The organism is Micromonospora humi (assembly GCF_900090105.1).
Taxonomy (GTDB): domain Bacteria; phylum Actinomycetota; class Actinomycetes; order Mycobacteriales; family Micromonosporaceae; genus Micromonospora; species Micromonospora humi.
On sequence record NZ_FMDM01000001.1, the window covers coordinates 273,644 to 293,053 of the forward strand.

At 74.7% G+C, this 19,410-nt stretch carries 20 protein-coding genes; 7 read left to right on the forward strand and 13 right to left on the reverse strand.

From position 1 onward, the window contains the following. The first annotated feature begins 128 nt into the window (after positions 1–128). The 4 genes from GA0070213_RS01165 to GA0070213_RS01180 all read left to right on the forward strand — a co-directional run bounded on the left by GA0070213_RS01165 (position 129) and on the right by GA0070213_RS01180 (position 5,235). On the forward strand, positions 129–2,069 hold the full coding sequence (locus GA0070213_RS01165; RefSeq protein ID WP_091056618.1) for an ABC transporter ATP-binding protein: 1,941 nt from the start codon (positions 129–131) through the stop codon (positions 2,067–2,069). A 78-nt stretch (positions 2,070–2,147) separates the two neighbouring features. Beyond that, a complete protein-coding gene (locus GA0070213_RS01170) occupies positions 2,148–3,197 on the forward strand; it encodes an aldo/keto reductase (RefSeq protein WP_091055715.1) in 1,050 nt (349 codons plus the stop codon). A 389-nt stretch (positions 3,198–3,586) separates the two neighbouring features. Beyond that, on the forward strand, positions 3,587–4,645 hold the full coding sequence (locus GA0070213_RS01175) for a hypothetical protein (protein ID WP_091055718.1): 1,059 nt from the start codon (positions 3,587–3,589) through the stop codon (positions 4,643–4,645). A gap of 41 nt (positions 4,646–4,686) precedes the next feature. Then, on the forward strand, positions 4,687–5,235 hold the full coding sequence (locus tag GA0070213_RS01180) for an RNA 2'-phosphotransferase (RefSeq protein ID WP_091055722.1): 549 nt from the start codon (positions 4,687–4,689) through the stop codon (positions 5,233–5,235). Here GA0070213_RS01180 and GA0070213_RS01185 read toward each other — a convergent pair. Genes GA0070213_RS01185 through GA0070213_RS01210 form a run of 6 tightly spaced genes read right to left on the reverse strand, consistent with a single transcriptional unit; the run spans position 5,222 to position 11,103 of the window. Continuing rightward, a complete protein-coding gene (locus tag GA0070213_RS01185) occupies positions 5,222–6,493 on the reverse strand; it encodes a sulfite oxidase (protein ID WP_091055724.1) in 1,272 nt (423 codons plus the stop codon). The two genes, GA0070213_RS01180 and GA0070213_RS01185, sit on opposite strands and share 14 nt — an antisense overlap. A 52-nt stretch (positions 6,494–6,545) precedes the next feature. Further along, complete coding sequence (locus GA0070213_RS01190) at positions 6,546–7,184, reverse strand: hypothetical protein (protein ID WP_091055726.1); 639 nt, start codon at positions 7,182–7,184, stop codon at positions 6,546–6,548. Beyond that, positions 7,181–8,587, reverse strand: coding sequence for a selenium-binding protein SBP56-related protein (locus GA0070213_RS01195; protein WP_091055729.1), 1,407 nt, complete (start codon positions 8,585–8,587; stop codon positions 7,181–7,183). Before GA0070213_RS01195 ends, GA0070213_RS01190 begins: the two co-directional genes overlap by 4 nt. Before the next feature lie 16 nt (positions 8,588–8,603). Then, positions 8,604–9,329, reverse strand: a complete 726-nt coding sequence (locus GA0070213_RS01200) for an ABC transporter ATP-binding protein (protein ID WP_091055732.1) — start codon at positions 9,327–9,329, stop codon at positions 8,604–8,606. After that, positions 9,302–10,135: an ABC transporter permease gene (locus tag GA0070213_RS01205; protein ID WP_091055734.1), complete on the reverse strand. Its 834-nt coding sequence runs from the start codon at positions 10,133–10,135 to the stop codon at positions 9,302–9,304. The genes GA0070213_RS01200 and GA0070213_RS01205 overlap by 28 nt, the downstream gene beginning before the upstream one ends. Beyond that, positions 10,132–11,103: a sulfonate ABC transporter substrate-binding protein gene (locus tag GA0070213_RS01210; protein WP_091055737.1), complete on the reverse strand. Its 972-nt coding sequence runs from the start codon at positions 11,101–11,103 to the stop codon at positions 10,132–10,134. Before GA0070213_RS01210 ends, GA0070213_RS01205 begins: the two co-directional genes overlap by 4 nt. Before the next feature lie 144 nt (positions 11,104–11,247). Here GA0070213_RS01210 and GA0070213_RS01215 point away from each other — a divergent pair, with 144 nt between their 5' ends. Then, entirely contained in the window at positions 11,248–12,414 is a 1,167-nt protein-coding gene (locus tag GA0070213_RS01215; protein ID WP_091055740.1) for an LLM class flavin-dependent oxidoreductase, read from the forward strand. 3 nt (positions 12,415–12,417) lie between these two features. On the opposite strand, the gene GA0070213_RS01220 is transcribed toward GA0070213_RS01215, so the two are convergent. The 7 genes from GA0070213_RS01220 to GA0070213_RS01250 all read right to left on the reverse strand — a co-directional run bounded on the left by GA0070213_RS01220 (position 12,418) and on the right by GA0070213_RS01250 (position 17,708). Next, complete coding sequence (locus GA0070213_RS01220) at positions 12,418–12,927, reverse strand: NUDIX domain-containing protein (RefSeq protein ID WP_091055743.1); 510 nt, start codon at positions 12,925–12,927, stop codon at positions 12,418–12,420. Positions 12,928–13,014: 87 nt separating this feature from the next. Continuing rightward, positions 13,015–13,572, reverse strand: a complete 558-nt coding sequence (locus GA0070213_RS01225; protein WP_091055745.1) for a riboflavin biosynthesis intermediates N-glycosidase — start codon at positions 13,570–13,572, stop codon at positions 13,015–13,017. 110 nt (positions 13,573–13,682) lie between these two features. Beyond that, the gene (locus tag GA0070213_RS01230; protein WP_091055747.1) at positions 13,683–14,324 is read right to left on the reverse strand and encodes an SRPBCC family protein; all 642 of its coding nucleotides are present in this window, start codon (positions 14,322–14,324) and stop codon (positions 13,683–13,685) included. Beyond that, positions 14,321–14,686, reverse strand: coding sequence for an ArsR/SmtB family transcription factor (locus GA0070213_RS01235; RefSeq protein ID WP_091055748.1), 366 nt, complete (start codon positions 14,684–14,686; stop codon positions 14,321–14,323). The genes GA0070213_RS01230 and GA0070213_RS01235 overlap by 4 nt, the downstream gene beginning before the upstream one ends. Positions 14,687–14,800: 114 nt before the next feature. Further along, the gene (locus GA0070213_RS01240; protein WP_091055750.1) at positions 14,801–15,457 is read right to left on the reverse strand and encodes a peptidoglycan recognition protein family protein; all 657 of its coding nucleotides are present in this window, start codon (positions 15,455–15,457) and stop codon (positions 14,801–14,803) included. A 68-nt stretch (positions 15,458–15,525) separates the two neighbouring features. Beyond that, a complete protein-coding gene (locus tag GA0070213_RS01245; protein ID WP_091055753.1) occupies positions 15,526–16,272 on the reverse strand; it encodes a lysozyme in 747 nt (248 codons plus the stop codon). A 122-nt stretch (positions 16,273–16,394) separates the two neighbouring features. Continuing rightward, a complete protein-coding gene (locus GA0070213_RS01250) occupies positions 16,395–17,708 on the reverse strand; it encodes a flavin monoamine oxidase family protein (protein ID WP_091055755.1) in 1,314 nt (437 codons plus the stop codon). Positions 17,709–17,829: 121 nt separating this feature from the next. Here GA0070213_RS01250 and GA0070213_RS01255 point away from each other — a divergent pair, with 121 nt between their 5' ends. Next, the gene (locus GA0070213_RS01255; protein WP_091055757.1) at positions 17,830–18,180 is read left to right on the forward strand and encodes a YciI family protein; all 351 of its coding nucleotides are present in this window, start codon (positions 17,830–17,832) and stop codon (positions 18,178–18,180) included. Further along, complete coding sequence (locus GA0070213_RS01260; RefSeq protein WP_091055759.1) at positions 18,177–19,397, forward strand: RNA polymerase sigma factor; 1,221 nt, start codon at positions 18,177–18,179, stop codon at positions 19,395–19,397. The genes GA0070213_RS01255 and GA0070213_RS01260 overlap by 4 nt, the downstream gene beginning before the upstream one ends. The last annotated feature ends 13 nt before the right edge of the window (positions 19,398–19,410 follow it).

Genomic DNA, 19,410 nt, shown 5'->3' on the forward strand with positions numbered 1-19,410 from the left:
CCGGGCGCGCCGGGGAGGCGACGCCGCGACACGCGGTTGGGACACGTGTTCGACACGCCGAACACGGGGAGACACCGACCGATAGCGGAACGTAAGCTCCGGGAGGCTTGCCGGAGGAGGAGGCGCACATGGCGAGGGTGATCGGCCCCCGGACCCCGTCGGAGGGGGAGGCGACGACCGAGGAGTCGCCGTTGCCGGAGCTGGCGGACGGACACTGGATGAACCGGGCCACCGAGTTCGCCCACACCAGCTTCTGGGCGGTGGCCCGGCGGCTGCCCGCGCTCGTCCGTGAAGCCGTCGGCCTGGCCTGGTCGACCAGCCGGCGGGACACGATCGCCTCGATCGGGCTCAACGTCGCCGCCGGAGTGCTCACCACGCTCGGCCTGCTCGCCACGACCGGCGTGCTCCGGCAGCTCTTCGCCGCCGGGCCCACCCCGGACCGGATCCGCGCGGCCCTGCCGGCGCTGCTGGTCGCGGCCGCCGCCGTGACCGGTCGCGGCGCGCTGACCATCGCCGCGGGATGGGCGCAGGCCCGGCTCATCCCACAGATCAACTACCAGGTGGAGCTGCGGCTCTTCGAGGCCACCACCGCCGTCGAGCTGGCCGCCTTCGACGACGCCGGCTTCGCCGAGGAGATGGACCGGGCCCGTGACCGCGGCATGGCCGAGGCCGCGTCGATCGTGGACCACAGCGTCAACCTGGTGACCGGTCTGGTGGGCGTGCTGGCCACCGCCGCCGCGGTCACCGTCATCCAGCCCTTGCTGCTGCCCTGCCTGCTCCTGGCCGCCGTGCCCGAGGCGGCCACCGCGGTCAAGCTGGCCCGCCGGCAATACCTCGCCCTGCTGGCCTGGATCACCCGCCGTCGCCGGATGTACATGCTGGCCCGGCTGATGGCCGACCGGCACACGGCCGCGGAGATCCGCGCCTACCAGATGCGCGACTTCCTGCTCGCCGAATACCACCGGATGATGACCGTGGAGACCGGGGCACAGCTACGGCTGGCCCGCTCCCAGACCGTCACCCGCGCACTCGGCCTCTCCGTCACCGGGGTCGCCGCGTTCGCCGTCTACGCCGTGCTCGGTGGCCTGCTGCTCACCGGTGTGGTCGCGCTGGCCGCGGCGGCCACCGCGCTGCTCGCCCTGCAGTCCGCGCGCAGCAGCCTGCGTACCGCCATCTTCGCCACCAACTCGCTCTACGAGGACGCCCTCTACTACCAGGACTACCGGGACTTCCTCGACCGCGCCGGCCGGCGCATCCCGACCGGCGGCGACCGCCCGGTCGACGGGTTCGACCGGATCGACCTCGACCGGGTCAGCCTGCGCTACCCGGACACCGAGGCCGCCGCCGTGGACGAGGTCAGCCTCAGCTTCCGGCGCGGTGAGGTGGTCGCGCTGGTGGGGGAGAACGGCTCCGGCAAGACCACGCTGGCCAAGCTGATCGCCGGCCTCTACCGGCCCACCGGCGGCAGCATCCGTTGGGACGGCGTGGACGCCGCCGACCTCGACCCCCGGCAGCTCGCTGCCCAGGTCGCGGTGATGAGCCAGGACTGGTGGAAGTTCCCGTTCACCGCCGGGCAGAACATCCGCGTCGGCCGCCACGACCGGACCGGCCGGGACGGACCCAGCGTGGAGGCCGCCGCTCGGGACGCCGCGGCGCACGACATGATCAGCGAGCTGCCGTTCGGGTACGACACCTTGCTGGACCGGCAGTTCAAGAACGGCCAGGACCTGTCCGGCGGGCAGTGGCAGCGGCTGGTGGCCGCGCGTGGCCTCTACCGCGACGCCCGGCTGCTGATCTGCGACGAGCCCTCCGCGGCCCTGGACGCGCGCGCCGAGCACGCCCTCTTCGCGCACCTGCGCCGGCACCCGGACCGGGCCGTCGTGCTGATCACCCACCGGCTCGCGAACGTCCGGCACGCCGACCGGATCTTCGTCATGGACCACGGCCGGCTGGTGCAGTCCGGCGACCACGACACGCTGATGGCCTCCGACGGGCTCTACCGGGAGCTGTTCGAGTTGCAGGCGTCCGGCTACCTGGCCGGCGCCGGCGGGCCGGCCGCCGACCGTTGACCTCCAGCGCACTCGAACTCCTACCGTGACCGGACCGGCCGCCGCCCGGTCAGCGCGGCGTCACACCCTGGAGTTCCCATGCGCTACCGCGTCCTCGGCGGCACCGGCATCGAGGTCAGCGTCCACTGTCTCGGCACCATGATGTTCGGCGCGGTCGGCAACCCCGACCACGACGACTGCGGACGGATCGTGCACGCGGCGCTGGATCGCGGCGTCAACGTCGTGGACACCGCCGACATGTACTCGGCGGGGGAGTCCGAGGTGATCGTCGGCAAAGCGCTGCGCGGCCGGCGTGACGACGTGGTGCTCGCCACCAAGGTGCACTTCCCGATGGGCGAGGGCCCCAACCGGGGCGGCAACTCGCGGCGCTGGATCGTCCGCGCGGTCGAGGAGAGCCTGCGCCGGCTGGGCACCGACTGGATCGACCTCTACCAGGTCCACCGGCCCGACCACACCACCGATGTCGAGGAGACCCTCGGCGCGCTCACCGACCTGGTCCGGGCCGGCAAGATCCGCGCGTTCGGCTGCTCGACCTTCCCGGCCGACGAGATCGTGGAGGCGCAGCACGTCGCCGAACGGCGGGCGCTCGGCCGGTTCCGCACCGAGCAGCCGCCGTACTCGATCCTGGCGCGCGGGATCGAGACGTCGGTGCTGCCGGTCTGCCGCCGCTACCGGATGGGCGTGCTGGTCTGGAGCCCGCTGGCCGCCGGCTTTCTGTCCGGGCGCTATCGGCGGGACCGGCCGGTCGACCTCACCGCCGGCCGGCCGGCGCTCACCCCGGCCCGGTTCGACCCGGCGCTGCCCGGCAACGCCGCGAAGTACGCCGCCGTCGAGGACCTGGCGGCGCTCGCCGACGAGATCGGGTGCACGCTGCCGCAACTCGCGGTGGCGTTCACCGCGGCGCACCCGGCGGTCACCTCGACGATCATCGGGCCGCGCACCATGGACCAGTTGGACGCGCTGCTCGCCGGCGCGACGCTGACACTCGACGACGCGGTGCTCGACCGGATCGACGAGATCGTGCCGCCGGGGGTGAACCTCTACCAGCCGGACGGGGCGTGGTCCCCGCCGACGCTCACCGATCCCGCGCTGCGCCGCCGCCCGCTGGCGGAACGCGCCGCCGCCTGACCCGCGCGTGCCCACTCCCGCCGCGCGTGCCGCGGTGCCTCGTCTGTCGCCGGCCCGCCGCCCGTAGATCTTGGTGAGGAACGGCCCCTCCGGGGGCCTTTTCCTTCCAAGATCTACGACGATCCTGCTGTTCGAGACGTCGATCCTGAAGTGTGATCGGCGGGAATTCGCAGTCGTGAGGCGGACGGGCCGGATGGCGTGGCTGCCCTGGCCGGGCTCGGTTTGCCGAGGGGCGGCGTCGCGTTCGGGCGTGTCGGGTGACCGGGGCGCGGGGCTTGGGCGAGGGAGTGGGCGTGGCGGGCTGGTCCGAGCGTGCCGGGTGGTTGCCGGGGAGGGCGGGGTGGGGCAGGATCGCCGGAATGCTCCGTCCCCGCCCTTGCCGTGCCGCGGTGATCGCCGCGCTCGCCCTGGTCACCGCCGGTTGCTCCGCGTCCGGGGCCGGAACCGGCGCCACCGCTCCCGGCGTCACCTCCTCCGCCGCGCCCGGTGCCTCGGCGGCCGTCGGCGGATCGGGCGCGCCGTCGGCGTCGTCCGCGCCGGCGGGCCGGGCCGGGATCGGCGCCCGACCGAGCGCCGCGGCAGCTCGGGCGTGCACCGTCTTCCCGGCCGACAACGTCTGGCACGCCGACGTCTCCCGGTTGCCGGTGCACTCCCGCTCCGCCGCGATGGTCGGCGCGATCGGGGCCGGCGCGAACGTGCACGCCGACTTCGGCTCCGGACAGTGGGAGGGCGCGCCGATCGGCATCCCGGTCACCGTCGTCCCGGCCGGGCAGCGGAAGGTCCCGGTCACCTTCGGGTACGCCGACGAGAGCGACCCGGGGCCGTACCCGATCCCGGCCGACGCGAAGGTGGAGGGCGGCCCGTCCGGCACCGGGGACCGGCACGTGATCGTCTGGGACCGGGCCGCCTGCCGGGCGTACGAGCTGTTCGACGCGCACCGCTCCGGCAGTGGCTGGCGGGCCGGCTCGGGTGCGGTCTTCGACCTGCGCTCGAACCGGATGCGCCGGGCGGGCTGGACGTCCGCCGACGCGGCCGGGTTGTCGGTGCTGGCCGGGCTGGTCCGCTACGACGAGGTGGCGGCCGGCCGGATCGACCACGCGATCCGGGTGACCGTGCCGCGTACCCGCACCGGCTGGACGTGGCCGGCCAGCCACTCCGCCTCGTCGGCCACCGACCCGGCCCTGCCGCAGCTCGGCCAGCGGCTGCGGCTCAAGCGTTCGGTCGACGTGTCCGGGCTGCCCCGGCAGGCCCGGATCGTGGCCGAGGCGATGCGGACCCACGGGATGATCGTGGCCGACCACGGCTCGGCCTGGTACCTCTCCGGCGCACCGGACCCGCGTTGGGACAACGACGCGTTGCACGCCCTGGACCGCCTGCGCGGCAGCGACTTCGAGGTGGTGGACGCCGCCGGCCTGATGACCAACCCGAGGTCGGCCGCCGTCCGCTGAACCCGATCGACGCGGCCGGGCCGAGCGTCCACACTGTGCGGATGGAACACCGTGACCTGGTCCGGGTGAGCAAGCGGATGTCGCTGGCGTTGCGCCACCGTCCCGACCGGTTCGGCCTGACCCTCGACCGCGCCGGCTGGGTGCCGGTCGCCGACCTGCTCGCCGCGATGCGGATCAGCCGCCCGGAGCTGGACGCGGTGGTGGCCGGCAACGACAAGCAGCGATTCGCGGTCGAGCCCGGCCCGGACGGGGACGACCGGATCCGCGCCAGCCAGGGGCACTCGGTCCCGGTCGACCTCGGGCTGACCCCGGCCGTGCCGCCGGGGCGGCTCTTCCACGGCACCGCCGAGGACGTGCTGCCCGCCATCCGGGCGCAGGGGCTGCGCCGGGGGCGGCGACACCACGTACACCTGTCGGCGGACGTGCCCACGGCCCGGCGGGTCGGGGCGCGCCGCGGCGGCGCGGTGGTGGTGCTGGAGGTCGACGCCACCGCGATGGCCGCGAACGGCTACGCCTTCTACCGGTCCGCGAACGGGGTGTGGTTGACCGACACCGTCCCGCCGGCCTATCTGAGCGTCAGCACGCCGTGATCGGGTGCGCCACCACGGCGTCGAAGAGGTACGCGAGCGTGTTCGGGGCGGCCCGGTCCGGTTGGCCGGCACCGGTGCGGTCGGTGGCGCGGGCGCGCAACGTGTGCCGGCCGATCGCCGGTGGACGCCAGCGGACGGTCCAGCGCTGCCAGGGGCCGCCCCGGTCGGCGGTGACCAGGTCGGCCGGGCGCCACCCGTCGCCGGTGTCCACCTCGACCCGTTCGATCGGGCCGTTGCCGGACCAGGAGCGGCCGCGCAGCAGCAGTTCCTCGCCGGCCGGCACCCGCGCGTCCCAGGCCAGCTCGAACGCGCTCTTCACCGGCTGCGCGCCGAGCGCCGTGCCGTCGGTCGGGTGGCCGGGGCCGAACAGCCGGTAGAACTGGGTGTTCCACGGCGAGAACAGGGGCGTGGTGGAGACCTCGACCGGGCCCACCCACTTGATCGAGGAGATGCCGATCCAGCCGGGCACCACCACCCGCACCGGGAAGCCGTGGTCGGCGGGCAGCGGCTCGCCGTTCATCTCGTACGCCAGCAGCACGTCGTCGAGCGCCTTGGCGATCGGCAGCGGCCGGCGGACCCGGCCCAGGTTCACCCCGCCGGTGACGTAGTCGGGGTCGAGGCCCTCGGGCATCACGTCGACCGCGTCGTCGCGCAGGCCGGCCCGGCGCAGCACGGTCCCCAGCGACACGCCCCGCCAGCGGGCCACGCCGACGCCGCCCAGCCCCCAGGCCACTCCCGGGGCGGCCACACCCTGCTGCTCGGCGAAGAACCGTCGCCCGTTGCCGGCGCACTCGACGAGCGCGGTGCTCTCCTCGGCCGGCAGCCGACGCAGCTCGTCGAGGCCGACCTCGACAGGCGCGGACCGGGTGGGCGCGCCACGCAGCCCGTCGCCGAACAGGCGCAGCCGCCAGGCGGTCGGGTCGAGGTGCGGGGTGACGGTGTGGTTGCGGACGAAGAAGCGGTCGGTCGGCACCACGTGGCCCTGACCCGCCATCGCCGACCACCGCATCTCGGCGTTGCTGCCCAGCGGGCGCAGCAGCTCCGGCGGCAGCGGCTTGGCGATCGGCGGGTCGACGCCGACCGGGGCGGAGGCCACCGCCACCGGCTCACGTTCCGCCGCCGCGGCGGTGACCGCGGCCATCGCCGCGCCCAGCTCCCGCAGCGCGTCGCGGTCGACGCCGTCGCCGCGCGCCTCACCGGCGAGCCACTGCCGGCTCCGCTGCGCGTCGTGGACGGCTTCGGCGTGGGAAGGGCTCACGGGTGACCTCCGGGGTTCGGCGACGCTGCCTTTCCCTATTGAACCAGTAGGACTAGGTGGCGGCGAGCAGGGTCACCACACCGGCCGCCACCAGCACACCGGCCCAGAGCCGGTCGACGTTGAACCAGGCACGGCGCAGCACCCCGACGCCGAGCACCTCGTACACCAGCAGCGCGACGACCACCGCGACGCCGAGCATGGCGGCGGTGTGCACGGCCGCCGCGGCCAGCCCGGTCAGCGCGCCGGCCGGCGCCGCGGCCAGGTGCCCGGCATGGGGACCACCGCCGGTCGCCGGCTCGGCGAGCAGCACCGGCAGCAGCATCAGGCCCGCGCCGTGCGCCGCCGACATGAGGAAGGACCAGGCGGTGAGCTGGGCCGCCGACAGTCGCATGCCGGCCCAGCGGAAGTGCCGTTCGGAGAGCAGTCGCCACAGCCCGAACCCGACCAGCAGCACCCCACCGGCCACCGCGAGCACGGTGCCGGCGGTCACCGAGCGGGTCGCGCTGACCAGCGCGGCGACCACCGCCACCGACGCCAGGTGACCGGCGGCGATCGGCGGCAGCGCGGCCAGCAGCGCGCTGCGACTCCGCTCCTGCAGGCCCCGAGCCACCGCGAAGAGCCAGCCCATCGCCGGGTTCAGGCCGTGGAACGCGCCGAGGCCGACCAGCGCCGCCCAGGTCGCGCCGGTCACGGGAAGCAGTACGAGTCGGACGAGGCGTCCCCGCCCTGCAACCGGGTCTGGTGCACCCGCCGGCCCCGGAACTCGTCGCCGCGCGGGAAGAAGCGCGGGTCCGGGACCAGGCCACCGGTCTCCGGGTCGACATCCAGCTTCGCCACCCAGGCGCCCACGCCGTCGGGATAGAACTGGTCGTCCCAGGCGCCGTAGAGCGAGTTGCTGACGTAGACGCGGCGGCCGTCGCGGCTGATCTCCACCATCTGGGGGCCGCCGGCCAGCGGCTCGTCGGGGAAGGCCGGGTGCGGGGTACGGCCGACGATGCCGCCGAGGCGCACCGAGCCGACCCGCACCGGGTGGAGCGGGTCGCTGACGTCGTAGCGGATCAGCTCGCCGGTGCCCCAGCAGGAGACGTGCAGGAACCGGTCGTCCACCGACAGGTCGATGTCGGTGACCAGCGGCGGCACCGCGCCGAACGGCTTGAGCAGCTCCGGCAGGTCGGCCGGGTCGGCCGGCTCGGCCGGGATGTCGATCACCCTGGTCACCGCCCAGGCGTCGCCGTCGCGGTGCCACAGCCACACCGAGGCGGAGAGGTCCTCGACGCTGATCACCACGCCGACGAAGCCGTACGACCTGGTCGGGTCGTGCGCGGGGCGCAGCTCCAGCGCCATCTGGTACGCGTCGCCCAGGTCGACCCGCTGCACGTGACGGCGCTTCGCCAGGTCCCAGAAGTGCAGCGCGTGCCCGTAGCGGCGGCCCAGCAGCAGCTCACCGACGATGCCGTCCTCGATCATCGACGGCGTGCCCCACTCGCTGGTGACCAGCACGTCCTGGGTGTAGTGCCACCAGAAGTCGTACGCCAGGAACTGTGGCCCCCGGTCGGCCTCCCACGCCCCGCGTACCTCGAAGGTGGTGTGGTCGAGCACCGCGATCCCGCCGGGGCCCTCCTGCCCGTCGGCGCCGCCGAGGGCGGAGACGTAGATGCCGTCCGGCCCGCAGTGCACGGTGTGCGGGCGGGAGTAGCCGGCCCGCTTCCCCAACTCCTCCGCCTCGATCACCTTGACCAGCTCGGGGCGGCGCGGGTCCGGCTTGGTGTCCAGCACGTGGATCCGCGACGAGCGCAGCCCGGGCACGATCAGGTAGCGGCGCTCCACGTGCGGATGCGGCGCGGTCGGGCAGAGCGCGCTGCTGCACGCGTTCCACCCGAAGTGGTGCACCTCGTCGCCGGTGTGCGGCAGTTCGGTCCAGCCCACCACCCGGCCGTACGTGTCGGAGTCCGGGTCGGTGTCGAGCACCGCGATGGCGTCGGGGCGCTGCCCGGCGCGGTCGAACGCGGCCACGTAGGCGAGCTTCTCGGCCGGCGCGGCGGCGGCCAGGGCGGGGGAGGGGTAGAAGGACGGGTCGGGGGTCCAGCGGGTCATCGGGTCTCCCTGACGGTCAGGCGGCGGGCACGCCGAGGCGGTCGAGCAGCCGCCGGCGCAGCGCGCCGAAGGCGGGGTCGTCGGGGCTCGGCGCGGGGCCGAGGCGGACCGGGATCTCCTCCGCGATCACACCCCCGTCGAGCAGCAGGACGCGGTCGGCGAGCAGCAGCGCCTCCTCCACGTCGTGGGTGACCAGCAGCGCGGCGAACCCGTGCTGGGCGCGCAGCCGGCGCAACAGCCCCTGCATGCGCAGCCGGGTCAGCGCGTCGAGCGCGCCGAACGGCTCGTCGAGCAGCAGCAGGTCCGGTTCGCGGACCAGCGCCCGGGCCACCGCGACCCGCTGCGCCTGCCCGCCGGAGAGTTCGGCCGGCCAGGCCCGGCCCCGGTCGGCGAGCCCGACCTCGGCCAGCGCGCGGGCGACCCGGCCGCCGACGTCCGGGCCGGCGAGGCCGAGCGCGACGTTGTCGGCGGCCCGCTTCCACGGCAGCAGCCGGTGTTCCTGGAACACCACGGCGGCGGCGCCGGGCAGCGTCCAGTGCCCGCCGGCGGCGTCGTCCAGCCCGGCGAGCACGCGCAGCAGCGTGCTCTTGCCGGAGCCGCTGCCGCCGAGCAGCGCCACCGTCTCGCCGGCGGCGACGGTCAGGTCCACGCCGGCCAGCACCACGGTCGGGCCGAAGGAGCGGGTCACCGCGCGGGCGGTGAGCACCGGGCCGATCAGGTCGCGCGCAGGCCGCGTCGCCACGTCAGCGTCCTCCTCTCCGCGAAGCGGATGAGCAGGTCGGACGCCAGGCCGAGCAGCGCGTAGACGAGCAGGCCGAGCACCACCACGTCGGTCTGGCTGAACTCGCGCGCCTCCATCATCAGGAAGCCGACGCCGGTCTGGGCGTTGACCTGCTCGCCGACGACCAGGCTGAGCCAGGCCGCGCCGATGGCGAGCCGCAGGCCGAGGAAGAGTGCGGGCAGCGCGCCGGGCAGCACCACGTGCCGCAGCCGCGCGGCCGGGCCGAGCCCGCACGTGCGGGCCGCCTCCACCAGCCGCTCGTCGATGTCCCGGATGCCGGCGTACAGGTTGAAGTAGATCGGGAAGAACGCGCCCAGCGCGACCAGGGTGACCTTCAGCGACTCACCGATGCCGACCCAGATGATCAGCAGCGGGACGAGGCCCAGGTGCGGCAGCATCCGGGCCGCCTGCACCGGCGGGTCGACCAGGTCGTCGCCGAGGCGCAGCAGCCCGGCCGCGGCGCCGAGCACCAGCGCCAGGCCGCCGCCGATGAGCAGGCCGAGCGCGGCGCGGGTGAGCGAGTCGAGCAGGTGCACGCCGAGCGTGCCGTCGGCGGCCAGCCGCCAGCCGGTGGCGAGCACCGTGCTGGGCGCCGGCAGCTTCTCCGCCGACAGCAGGCCGACCCGGGCGGCGGCTTCCCAGGCCAGCACCAGCGCCACCGGGCTGACCAGCCGCCGCCACCGCCGGGCGGTCCCGGCCCGCGGCCGTCGCGGCGCCGGCGAGGGTACGACCGGAGCGGGCGCCTCGGCGAGCGCCGGGCCGGTCACCGGAACGCCTCGTTGAACCGGCCGTCGACCCGGCCGGCGATGTCGACCGGCCCGGGCACCAGCTTCAGCCCGACGAAGCTGTCCGCGATGGCCTGCAACTCCGCGCCGATCTCCGGGGTGACCGGCGCGAGCGGCTTGGCGCTGCGGGCCAGCGCCCGGGTGGTCACGTCCAGCGGGATCTTCAGCTCCGGGGCGAGGACGGCGGCCCGCTCGTCTGGGTGGGCGATGCCCCAGTCGGTGGTCTGCCGGTAGGTGTCCAGGAAGGCACGCACGTCGTCGGTGCGGTTCTTCACCGCGTCCGGCGCGGCCAGCACGTACTCGCGGTTGCCGGCCAGGCCGGTGGCGTCGGCGAGTACCCGCACGTCGGGCCGTTCGGCGAGCGCGAAGTAGGGGTCCCAGATGATCCACGCGTCGACCTGCCCGTTGTCGAACGCGGGCCGCCCCTCGGCCGGCTTGAGGTACTTGACGTTGACGTCGGCGAGCGTCATCTTGTTCGCCTCCAGCAGCTTCACCAGCAGCCAGTGCACGTTGGAGCCCTTGTTCAGCGCCACCGTCTTCCCGCGCAGGTCGGCGAAGCTCCGGTACGGGCTGTCCGCCTTGACCAGTACCGCCTCGCCCTGCGGGATGGGCTCGGACGTGCCGACCACGGAGAACGGGATCTTCCCGGCGGCGGCGAAGACGGGTGGCGCCTCGCCGGTCTGTCCGATGTCGATGGAGCCGGCCTTGAGCGCCTCGGTCAGCGCCGGGCCGCTCTCGAACAGCGACCAGGTGACGTTCTTCGCGGCGCCGCGTGCCTTGACCAGGCTGAGGCCGCCGAAGCGTTGGTAGCCGATCCGCAGCGGAGCGTCGTCGCCGCGGGCGTCGGCCGGCTCGCCGCCGCAGGCCGCCAGCGCGGTGGCGGCGACCAGCGCGAGCGTGGTGAGCAGCGCGCCCACCCGGCGGTGGCGGGGTCTCGACGGGGTACGCATGGCGACTCCTCGGGGAGGGGGATGGGCCCGGCCGTCGGCGGGCGTTCAGCAACCTACCAACCCGATAGGTTTTATGGGTAGTGTGTCGGCGTGGTCGTCCCACCCCTCAGGAGGCGGCCCGTCCGACCCGCGCCGGAGGCCACCATGACGCTCACCTTCCACTGGTTCCTGCCGACCAACGGCGACAGCCGGGCCATCGTGGGCGGCGGGCACGGCGTGCCGGTCGGCGCCGCCGGCGGCGCCCGCCCGGCCAGCGTCGCCTACCTCGGGCAGATCGCCCGCAGCGCCGAACAGCTCGGCTTCGCCGGCGCGCTCACCCCCACCGGCGCCTGGTGCGAGGACGCCTGGCTGGCCACCGCCATGCTCGCCGAGGTGACCGAGCGGCTGAAGTTCCTCGTCGCGTTCCGGCCCGGCCTGCTCTCACCCACGCTCGCTGCGCAGATGGCCTCCACCTTCCAGCGCCTCTCCGGCGGCCGGCTGCTGCTCAACGTGGTGACCGGCGGTGAGTCCACCGAGCAGCGCGCCTACGGCGACTTCCTGGACAAGGACGCCCGCTACGCGCGTACCGACGAGTTCCTGCACGTGGTGCGGACGCTGTGGCGCGGCGAGACGGTCGACCACGACGGCGCCCACGTCCGGGTGGAGGGCGCCCGGCTGGCCCGGGTGCCCGACCCGGTGCCGCCCGTCTACTTCGGTGGGTCGTCCGCCGCCGCCGGGCCGGTCGCCGCCCGGCACAGCGACGTCTACCTGACCTGGGGTGAGCCGCCCGCCCAGGTCGCCGGCAAGCTCGACTGGATCCGGGGGTTGGCCGGCGCGGCAGGACGCGAGCTGCGCTACGGCATCCGGCTGCACGTGATCAGCCGGGACACCGCCGACGAGGCCTGGGCGCAGGCCCGCAGGCTGCTCGACGGCATCGCCGAGGACGAGGTCCGGGCCGTGCAGGAGGGGCTGCGGCGCAGCGAGTCCGAGGGGCAGCGGCGGATGCTGGACCTGCACGGCGGCTCCCGCGACGGGCTGGAGATCGCGCCCAACCTGTGGGCCGGGGTGGGCCTGGTGCGCGGCGGCGCCGGCACCGCGCTGGTCGGCAGCCACACCGAGGTCGTCGACCGGATCGCCGAATATCACGCGCTCGGCATCGACGAGTTCATCCTCTCCGGGTATCCGCACCTGGAGGAGGCGTACTGGTTCGGCGAGGGGGTGCTGCCGATCCTGCGCCGGCGCGGCCTGTGGCGGCACCCGGCCGGTGAACCGGCCACCGAGGTGCCGGCAAGCGTGCCGTTCTCCCCCCAGCCGGTGCCGGCCCGGGCCTGACGGTCAGATCGGACGCTGCCCGGCGAGGAAGTCGGCGAGCACCCGGGTGTGCGTGGAGAAGGCCAGCTCGACCGGCTCGGTGAGCACCAGCCACTCGGTGGCCTCCTCGGTCGGCGCGGACGGCGGCAGGTCACCCGCCGGCCGCTCCGGCAGCACCCCGAAGACCATCATGGTGCCGCCGGCCGGCGCGCCGTGCACCGCGAACAGCCGCGCCTCGTCGGCCTCGGCGAGCAGCCCGGTCTCCTCCCGCAGCTCCCGCACCAGCGCCTCGGACCACTCCTCGCCGTATTCGACGAAGCCGCCCGGCAGCGCCAGCTCGCCGCGGGCCGGCTCGATGTCGCGGCGTACCGCCACCACCCCGAGGCCCTCGGGTGTGCGGACCGGCAGCACCGCCACCGCGACGGGCAGCGGGTTGCGCCACACCGTCTCCCCGCAGGTCGGGCAGGTGCGCGGCCACCCGGCGCCCGCCGGGTAGGCCGCGCCGCAGAAGGAACAGTGCGAGTACGCGGTCACCCCGGGCACGTTACCCGCCGGCCGGCCGTCGAGGCGCGCCGCCGGCCGACGTCGCTCGGTGCGACGCCGGAGCCGGTCCGGCCGCCGTCACGCCCGGCCCGCCAACTCGGCACGCGCCTCCATCAGGGCGAAGCCGAGCAGATTCTGGCCCCGCCAGGTCGTCGGGTCGGCGGCGCGGGGATTGCTCGCGGAGAGACCGATGCCCCAGATCCGGTCCCGCGGGCTCGCCTCCACCAGCACCCGGTCACCGGTGCCGAGCAGGAACCGCTTCAACGGCTCGTGCTGGCCGAACTTGGCGACGCTGCCGGCCACCACGATCTCGTAACGCCGGACCGCCCAGACCGCCTGGTCGAAGCCGCGCACCTGCCGGCCGAGCGCCTTGGCCCGCTGCGGTTGCGTCGTGGCGAGCACCTCTTCGGCGATCGCGTGGTCGTCGAAGAGGACGGCCTTGTGCCACATCATCCAGTGCTCGGCGGTGGCGAACTCCCGACCGTCCACGGTGAACGCCGCCGGCCACCACTGGCTCAGGCAGCCGGCCCCGACGCTGCCGTCGCGCTGCGGCTGATGCCCCCAGAAGTGCAGGTAGGTGACGTGTTCACCGGATTCTTCGGCGGCGGTCAGCGCGGCGACGGAACGGATCGGCATGGCCCGATCCTGCCAGCCCCCACCGACATTCCCACCCACGCCGCTCGCTCGACGGGGCCGTCGAGGTGATCCTCTGCCGTACGCGTCGAGAAGGTGCCCCGCCTGACATCTCAACCGGTGGGGGCGCCGGTGTAGAAGGCGGTGACCCGCTCGCCCGCGGCGCGCGCCTGGTCGGCCGGGGTGCCGGCGTCCACGCTGGCCGCGGTCCACCGCTCGCCGGATCCGGTGACGAACCGGCGGCCCTCGTCGGAGCCCATCCACTCGGCCGCCGCGGCCGGGTCGACGCCCTCGCCGGCGGCGCCCAGGTGGGAGGCGAGGCCGAGCAGCGCCAGGTCCCAGCCGATGCCGACCGCGCCCGGCCCGAACTCGGCCCAGCGCTGGTCGTCGACGTGCGCGACGTGCTCCAGCTCGAATCGGGTACGGCCGGCGCCGACGTCGCTCAGGCGCACCTCGATCCAGCTGACCTCGCCGCCGAACTCCCAGGTGGCGGCGAAACCGTGCGGCGGGTCGCACCGCTGCACGGTGCCCTCGGCGTTGCCCTCCAGCCGGTAGCGGCCGCCGACGCTCAGCTCGCCGGAGACCGGCAGGAACCAGCGCGGGATCCGTTCCGGGTTGGTGCAGGCGTCGAAGACGTCGTCGACCGGCGCGTCGTACGTCTGGCTGATGGTCAGCACCCGCGCCTGCCCGGCGGGGAGCGTACGGTCGCCGATCCGGCGCTCGACGGCGCTGATCTGACCGGTCACGTCGATCACGGGTTGGTCCTCTCGTCGTCGGGAACGTCCTCCCGCAGCCGCCGTTCGCGGCGGCCCCGGGCCAGCTCGGTGGCGAGCGCGGCCAGCGGCGGCGCCCAGAAGCGGCGGAAGCCGGCCAGCCACGCGTCGATCTCGCGCAGCGGGCCGGGGTCGACCGCGTAGAGCCGGCGGGTGCCCTCGGCGCGCACGGTGGTGAAGCCGTGCTCGCGCAGCACCTTGAGGTGCTGGGAGACGGCGGGCTGGCTGATGCCGAACTCGCGCCGCACGGTGTCGGCGAGCGCGCCGGCCGGCTGCTCACCGTCGGCGAGCAGCTCCAGGATCCGCCGTCGGACCGGATCGCCGAGGACGTCGAAGGCGTGCACGAACCCTTTTTATCACAACGAGCTTATATAAGCGAGCGCTGTATTACCATCCGTTGCGTTAAGCGGGGCCCCTTCCTCTACCGAATGCGTTAAGAAGGGGCCCCGCCTTACACCTCAGCCGAGGCGGGCGGCGACGGTGCGGCGCAGCTCGGGCAGCCGGTCGTGCAGCAGGCCGGGGCACTGGGTGGAGTTGAAGTCCCTGTGCCCGTAGATCTCGGTCGGCGCGATGCCGTACTGCTGGCAGGTGAACGCGCAGAACCAGACCAGGCTGTCCCAGAGCGCCTGCGGTGGCTGCACGTCGAGGTAGATGCCGTCGTTCTCGATGCCGATGGCCTGGCTGTTCTGCCCGACGCAGTGCGCGCCCTGCACCATGCTCTGCCCGTGCAGCAGCCCGTAGAGGCTGCCGTGCCGGCCCTCGGTCAGGTAGCCGCCCCGGCTGTTGGTGAAGTGCTGGCCGGAGTCGAGCCACCCGTTGGAGTCCATGTGCAGGTTCTGGATGTCGCGGGAGTTCCGGTAGGCCTGGGCGAGGCTGTAGTCGCTGGTGTTCGGGAACGCCGTGTGGTGAATGATGATCTTGTTGGGTCGGTTCTGCACCACGCTCACCGGCGACGACGGCGGCCGGGCGCCCCAGGTCGCGCAGTTGGCGATGGTCGGCTGGTCGACCCGGGTCGCGGCGGCCCGCGCGCCGCCGGCGCCGGCCTGGGTGAGCGTGGTGGCGCCGAGCAGGACCGCGCCGCGCAGCACGGCCCGCCGGGGGAGGGGAACGGACATCGGGGCCTCCTCGTGGGTACGGACGCCGCGGCGGGACGGACCGTGGTGGCCCGTCCCGCCGCGGTGGGTCAGCAGGTGCCGTTGCAGGCCAGCACCCGGAGCCGGTCCAGGGTGCCGTTCCAGACGTTCTGGTCACCGGGGAAGGTGCCGGAGGAGGACCACTGCCAGAACGAGTACGTGCCCCAGCCGGCCGGCAGCGTGCCGACGCTGGAGGAGTAGCGCGCGATCCACAGTGGGTTGTTGGCGGCGAACTGCGACGTGTTGCCGGTGCAGGTGCTCCACCAGTCGGTGGTGGTGTAGATGGTGGCCCACCGGCCGGTGCGGGCGTAGTACTGGTTGACGAACGAGGCGATCCAGCTCCGCATCGACGCCTGGCTCAGCCCGTAGCAGGTGGCGCCGTACGGGTTGTACTCGATGTCGAGCGCGCCGGGCAGCGTCTTGCCGTCCCGCGACCAGCCGCCGCCGTGGTCGACGAAGTAGTTGGCCTGGGTAGCGCCGGTGGTGGTGTCCGGACGGGCGAAGTGGTACGCCCCGCGGATCATCCCGACGTTGTAGGAGCCGTTGTACTGCTGGGCGAAGTAGGCGTTCGTGTAGTAGGTGCCCTCGGTCGCCTTGACGTACGCGAACCGGGCGCCGTTGGCCCAGGCGGTCGACCAGTTCACGTTGCCCTGGTAGCTGGAGACGTCCATGCCGGGCAGGCCGGCCGGGGCGGCGTGGGCGGGGGCGGCGCCGATCAGGGCCGCGGCGGCGGCGGTGACGGTGGCGAGCGCGGCGGCGCCGGTCGTGCGCAGCACGCTTCGCAGGAGTCGGTGCATCTTTCCTCCCTGGGGGTTGCCGCTCGCGGCGGCGGGAGTCGGACGAAAGGAACTGTCAACATTAGGTCACATGACGGAGAAACTTTTCAATAGACGTATCGAAGATTTTCTTTGGAATTGCCTCAGTCGAGGGCCTCGGCGGCGGCGCGCTCGCCGGCGGTCACCGCGCCCTCCAGGTAGCCGCTCCACCGGGTCGCGGTCTCCGTCCCGGCCCAGTGCACCCGGCCCACCGGCGCCCGCAGCTCGGGTCCGTAGTCGCACCACGAGCCGGGCGTCACCAGGCCGCAGAAGCAGCCCCGGGTCCACGGGTCGGCCGACCAGTCGTACTCGACGAGGTCCTCGGGCTCGGCGGCGGCCGGGCCGACGAGCGCGACGAGCGCGTCCCGCAACGCGGCGCGGCGCGCGGCGTCCGGCAACCGGCGCAGCGCCCGGGCCTGCGCGCCGTAGCTGAACCCGGTGAGCACCCCGCCCGGCCGCCCGGGCAGCGAGTTGTCCACCGTCTCGGTCAGCGGCCCGGTGTCCGTGGTGGCCACCCCGGAACGGCCGTCGGCCCGCCAGAACGGCTCCGGATAGCGCGCGTGCACCTTCAACGCCGCGCCCATCGGCATCCGCTGGGTCAACCCGTCGCGCAGCGCCGGCAGCGGCGGGTCGTACCGGATCCGGCCGGCCAGCGCCGGGGCCAGCGCGACCACCACCGCGTCGCCCCGGTGCACCTGGTCACCGGCGCGGACCCGCACACCGGCGGCGTCCTGCGCGATCCCGTCCACCGGCGCGCCCAGGCGCAGCCACTCCGGCGGCAGCGCGGCGGCCATCCGCTGCGCCAGCGCGGCCGGGCCGCCGACGATCCGGTCCTGCTGGGCGCCGCCGGCCATCCCGAGCAGCGAGCCGGCGCCACCGCCGCTGCGCAGGTAGAACAGCATCTGCAACAGCGACACCTCGTCCGGCGAGGCGGCCAGCAGGCCACCGGCGAGCAGGCGGCCGGCGTAGCGGGCGGTGACCGGGTCTCCCGCCGTGGCGGCGAGCCAGCAGCCGAGCGTGGTCCGGTCCCACTCCGCCGCCGCGGCGGCCCGCCACGGCGCGGCCGGGTCGACAGCGGCCGCCAACTCGTCCAGCGTGCCGAGCAGCGCGGCCAGCCCGGCCGGCTCCGCCGCCGGTCGGCCGTCCAGCAGCAGCGTGGGCGCGCCGTGCGCCGGCGAGGGAAAGGTCTCCAGGCCGTACGCGGAGACCAACGCGTACATCCGGTCCTGGGTGGGGCCGATCCACTGCGCGCCGAGGTCGAGCCACCCGCCGTCGGGCAGCGGGCGGCTCAGCGTCCGGCCGCCCACCCGGTCGCGGGCCTCCAGCACGAGCGGCTCGGCGCCGGCCTCGGCCAGGGCGAGCGCGCAGGCCAACCCGGAGAACCCCGCCCCCACCACGATCACCCGGCCGCCGCGCACGCGCCGGCATACCCGGATCCCGGCGGGAATCCCGCATCCCGGCGTGTCGAAACCGGCGTCCGCCGTTCGTGTGAAGGGTGGAGGGTGGCACCGGGCCGCCCGGGGGCACGAGGAGGAACCCGTGAAGCAGTACCTGATCAGCATGTACCAGCCGGCCGGCGTCGACCGGCCGGACCCGGAGTTCCTGGCCGGGGTGATGCGCGAGGTCGAGGCCATCGGCCGGGACCTGCGGGCGGCCGGGAGCTGGGTGTTCGGCGACGGGCTGCACGAGCCGGAGACCGCCACCGTGCTGCGCGCCGACGGCGACGAGGTGCTGGTCACCGACGGGCCGTTCGCCGAGGCCAAGGAATACCTGGGCGGCTTCACCATCGTCCGCGCGCCCGACCTGGACGCCGCACTGGAGTGGGGCCGCCGCTACGCCCGCGCCACCCGCCTGCCGATCGAGGTCCGCCCGTTCCAGGGCGAGGGATGACCGCTGTCGAACGGGTCTTCCGGGCCGAGTACGGCCGCGCGGTCGCCGTCCTGACCCGCTTCCTCGGCGACATCGACCTCGCCGAGGAGGCGGTCCAGGAGGCGTTCACGGTCGCGGTGCGGCGGTGGGCCGTCGACGGCCCACCGCCCAGCCCGGCCGGCTGGATCGTCACCACCGCCCGCAACCGGGCGATCGACCGGCTGCGCCGCGAGTCCACCCGCGCCGCCCGGCACGCCGAGGCCGCCCTGCTGCACGCCGCCGACCCGCCCACCGAGGAGGGGCCCGTGCCCGACGACCGGCTGCGCCTGATCTTCACCTGCTGCCACCCGGCGCTGCGCCCCGCCGCCCGGGTGGCGTTGACGTTGCGCCTGCTCGGCGGCCTGAGCACCACCGAGATCGCGCGGGCCTTCCTGGTGCCGGAGCCGACCATGGCGCAGCGCCTGTCCCGGGCCAAGGCCAAGATCCGCGACGCCGGGATCCCGTACCGGGTGCCGGGCGACGCCGACCTGCCCGACCGGCTGCGCGGGGTGCTGGCGGTGATCTACCTGATCTTCAACGAGGGGCACACCGCCAGCGCGGGGGAGCGGTTGGGCCGCGCCGAGCTGGGCGCCGAGGCGATCCGGCTGGGCCGGCTGCTGGTGACGCTGATGCCGGACGAGCCGGAGGCGCTCGGGCTGCTCGCGCTGATGCTGCTCACCGAGGCGCGGCGGGCCGCCCGCACCGGGCCGGACCAGGTGGCGGTGTCGCTGTCCGAGCAGGACCGGGGTCGGTGGGACCGGGCACTCGTCGCCGAGGGGCAGGACCTGGTGCGGCGCTGCCTGCGGCGCGACCGCCCCGGCCCGTACCAGATCCAGGCCGCGATCAACGCGGTGCACGCGGACGCGGCGACCGCCGCCGACACCGACTGGACCCAGATCCTCGCGCTCTACGACCAGTTGGCGGCCCGCGCGCCGGGGCCGGTGGTGGCGCTGAACCGGGCGGTCGCGCTGGCCGAGGTACGCGGACCGGCCGCCGCGCTGGCCGAGGTCGAACGGCTGGACCTGGCCGCTTACCACGTGTGGCACGCGGTCCGGGCCGACCTGCTGCGCCGGCTCGACCGGCCGGCCGAGGCCCGGGCCGCGTACGACGCGGCGATCGCCGGCACCGGGAACGCGGCGGAACGGGCGTTCCTCGCCCGGGCCCGGGACCGGTTGCCGGAACGGATCGACGGGCATTGACGCGACGGCGGAG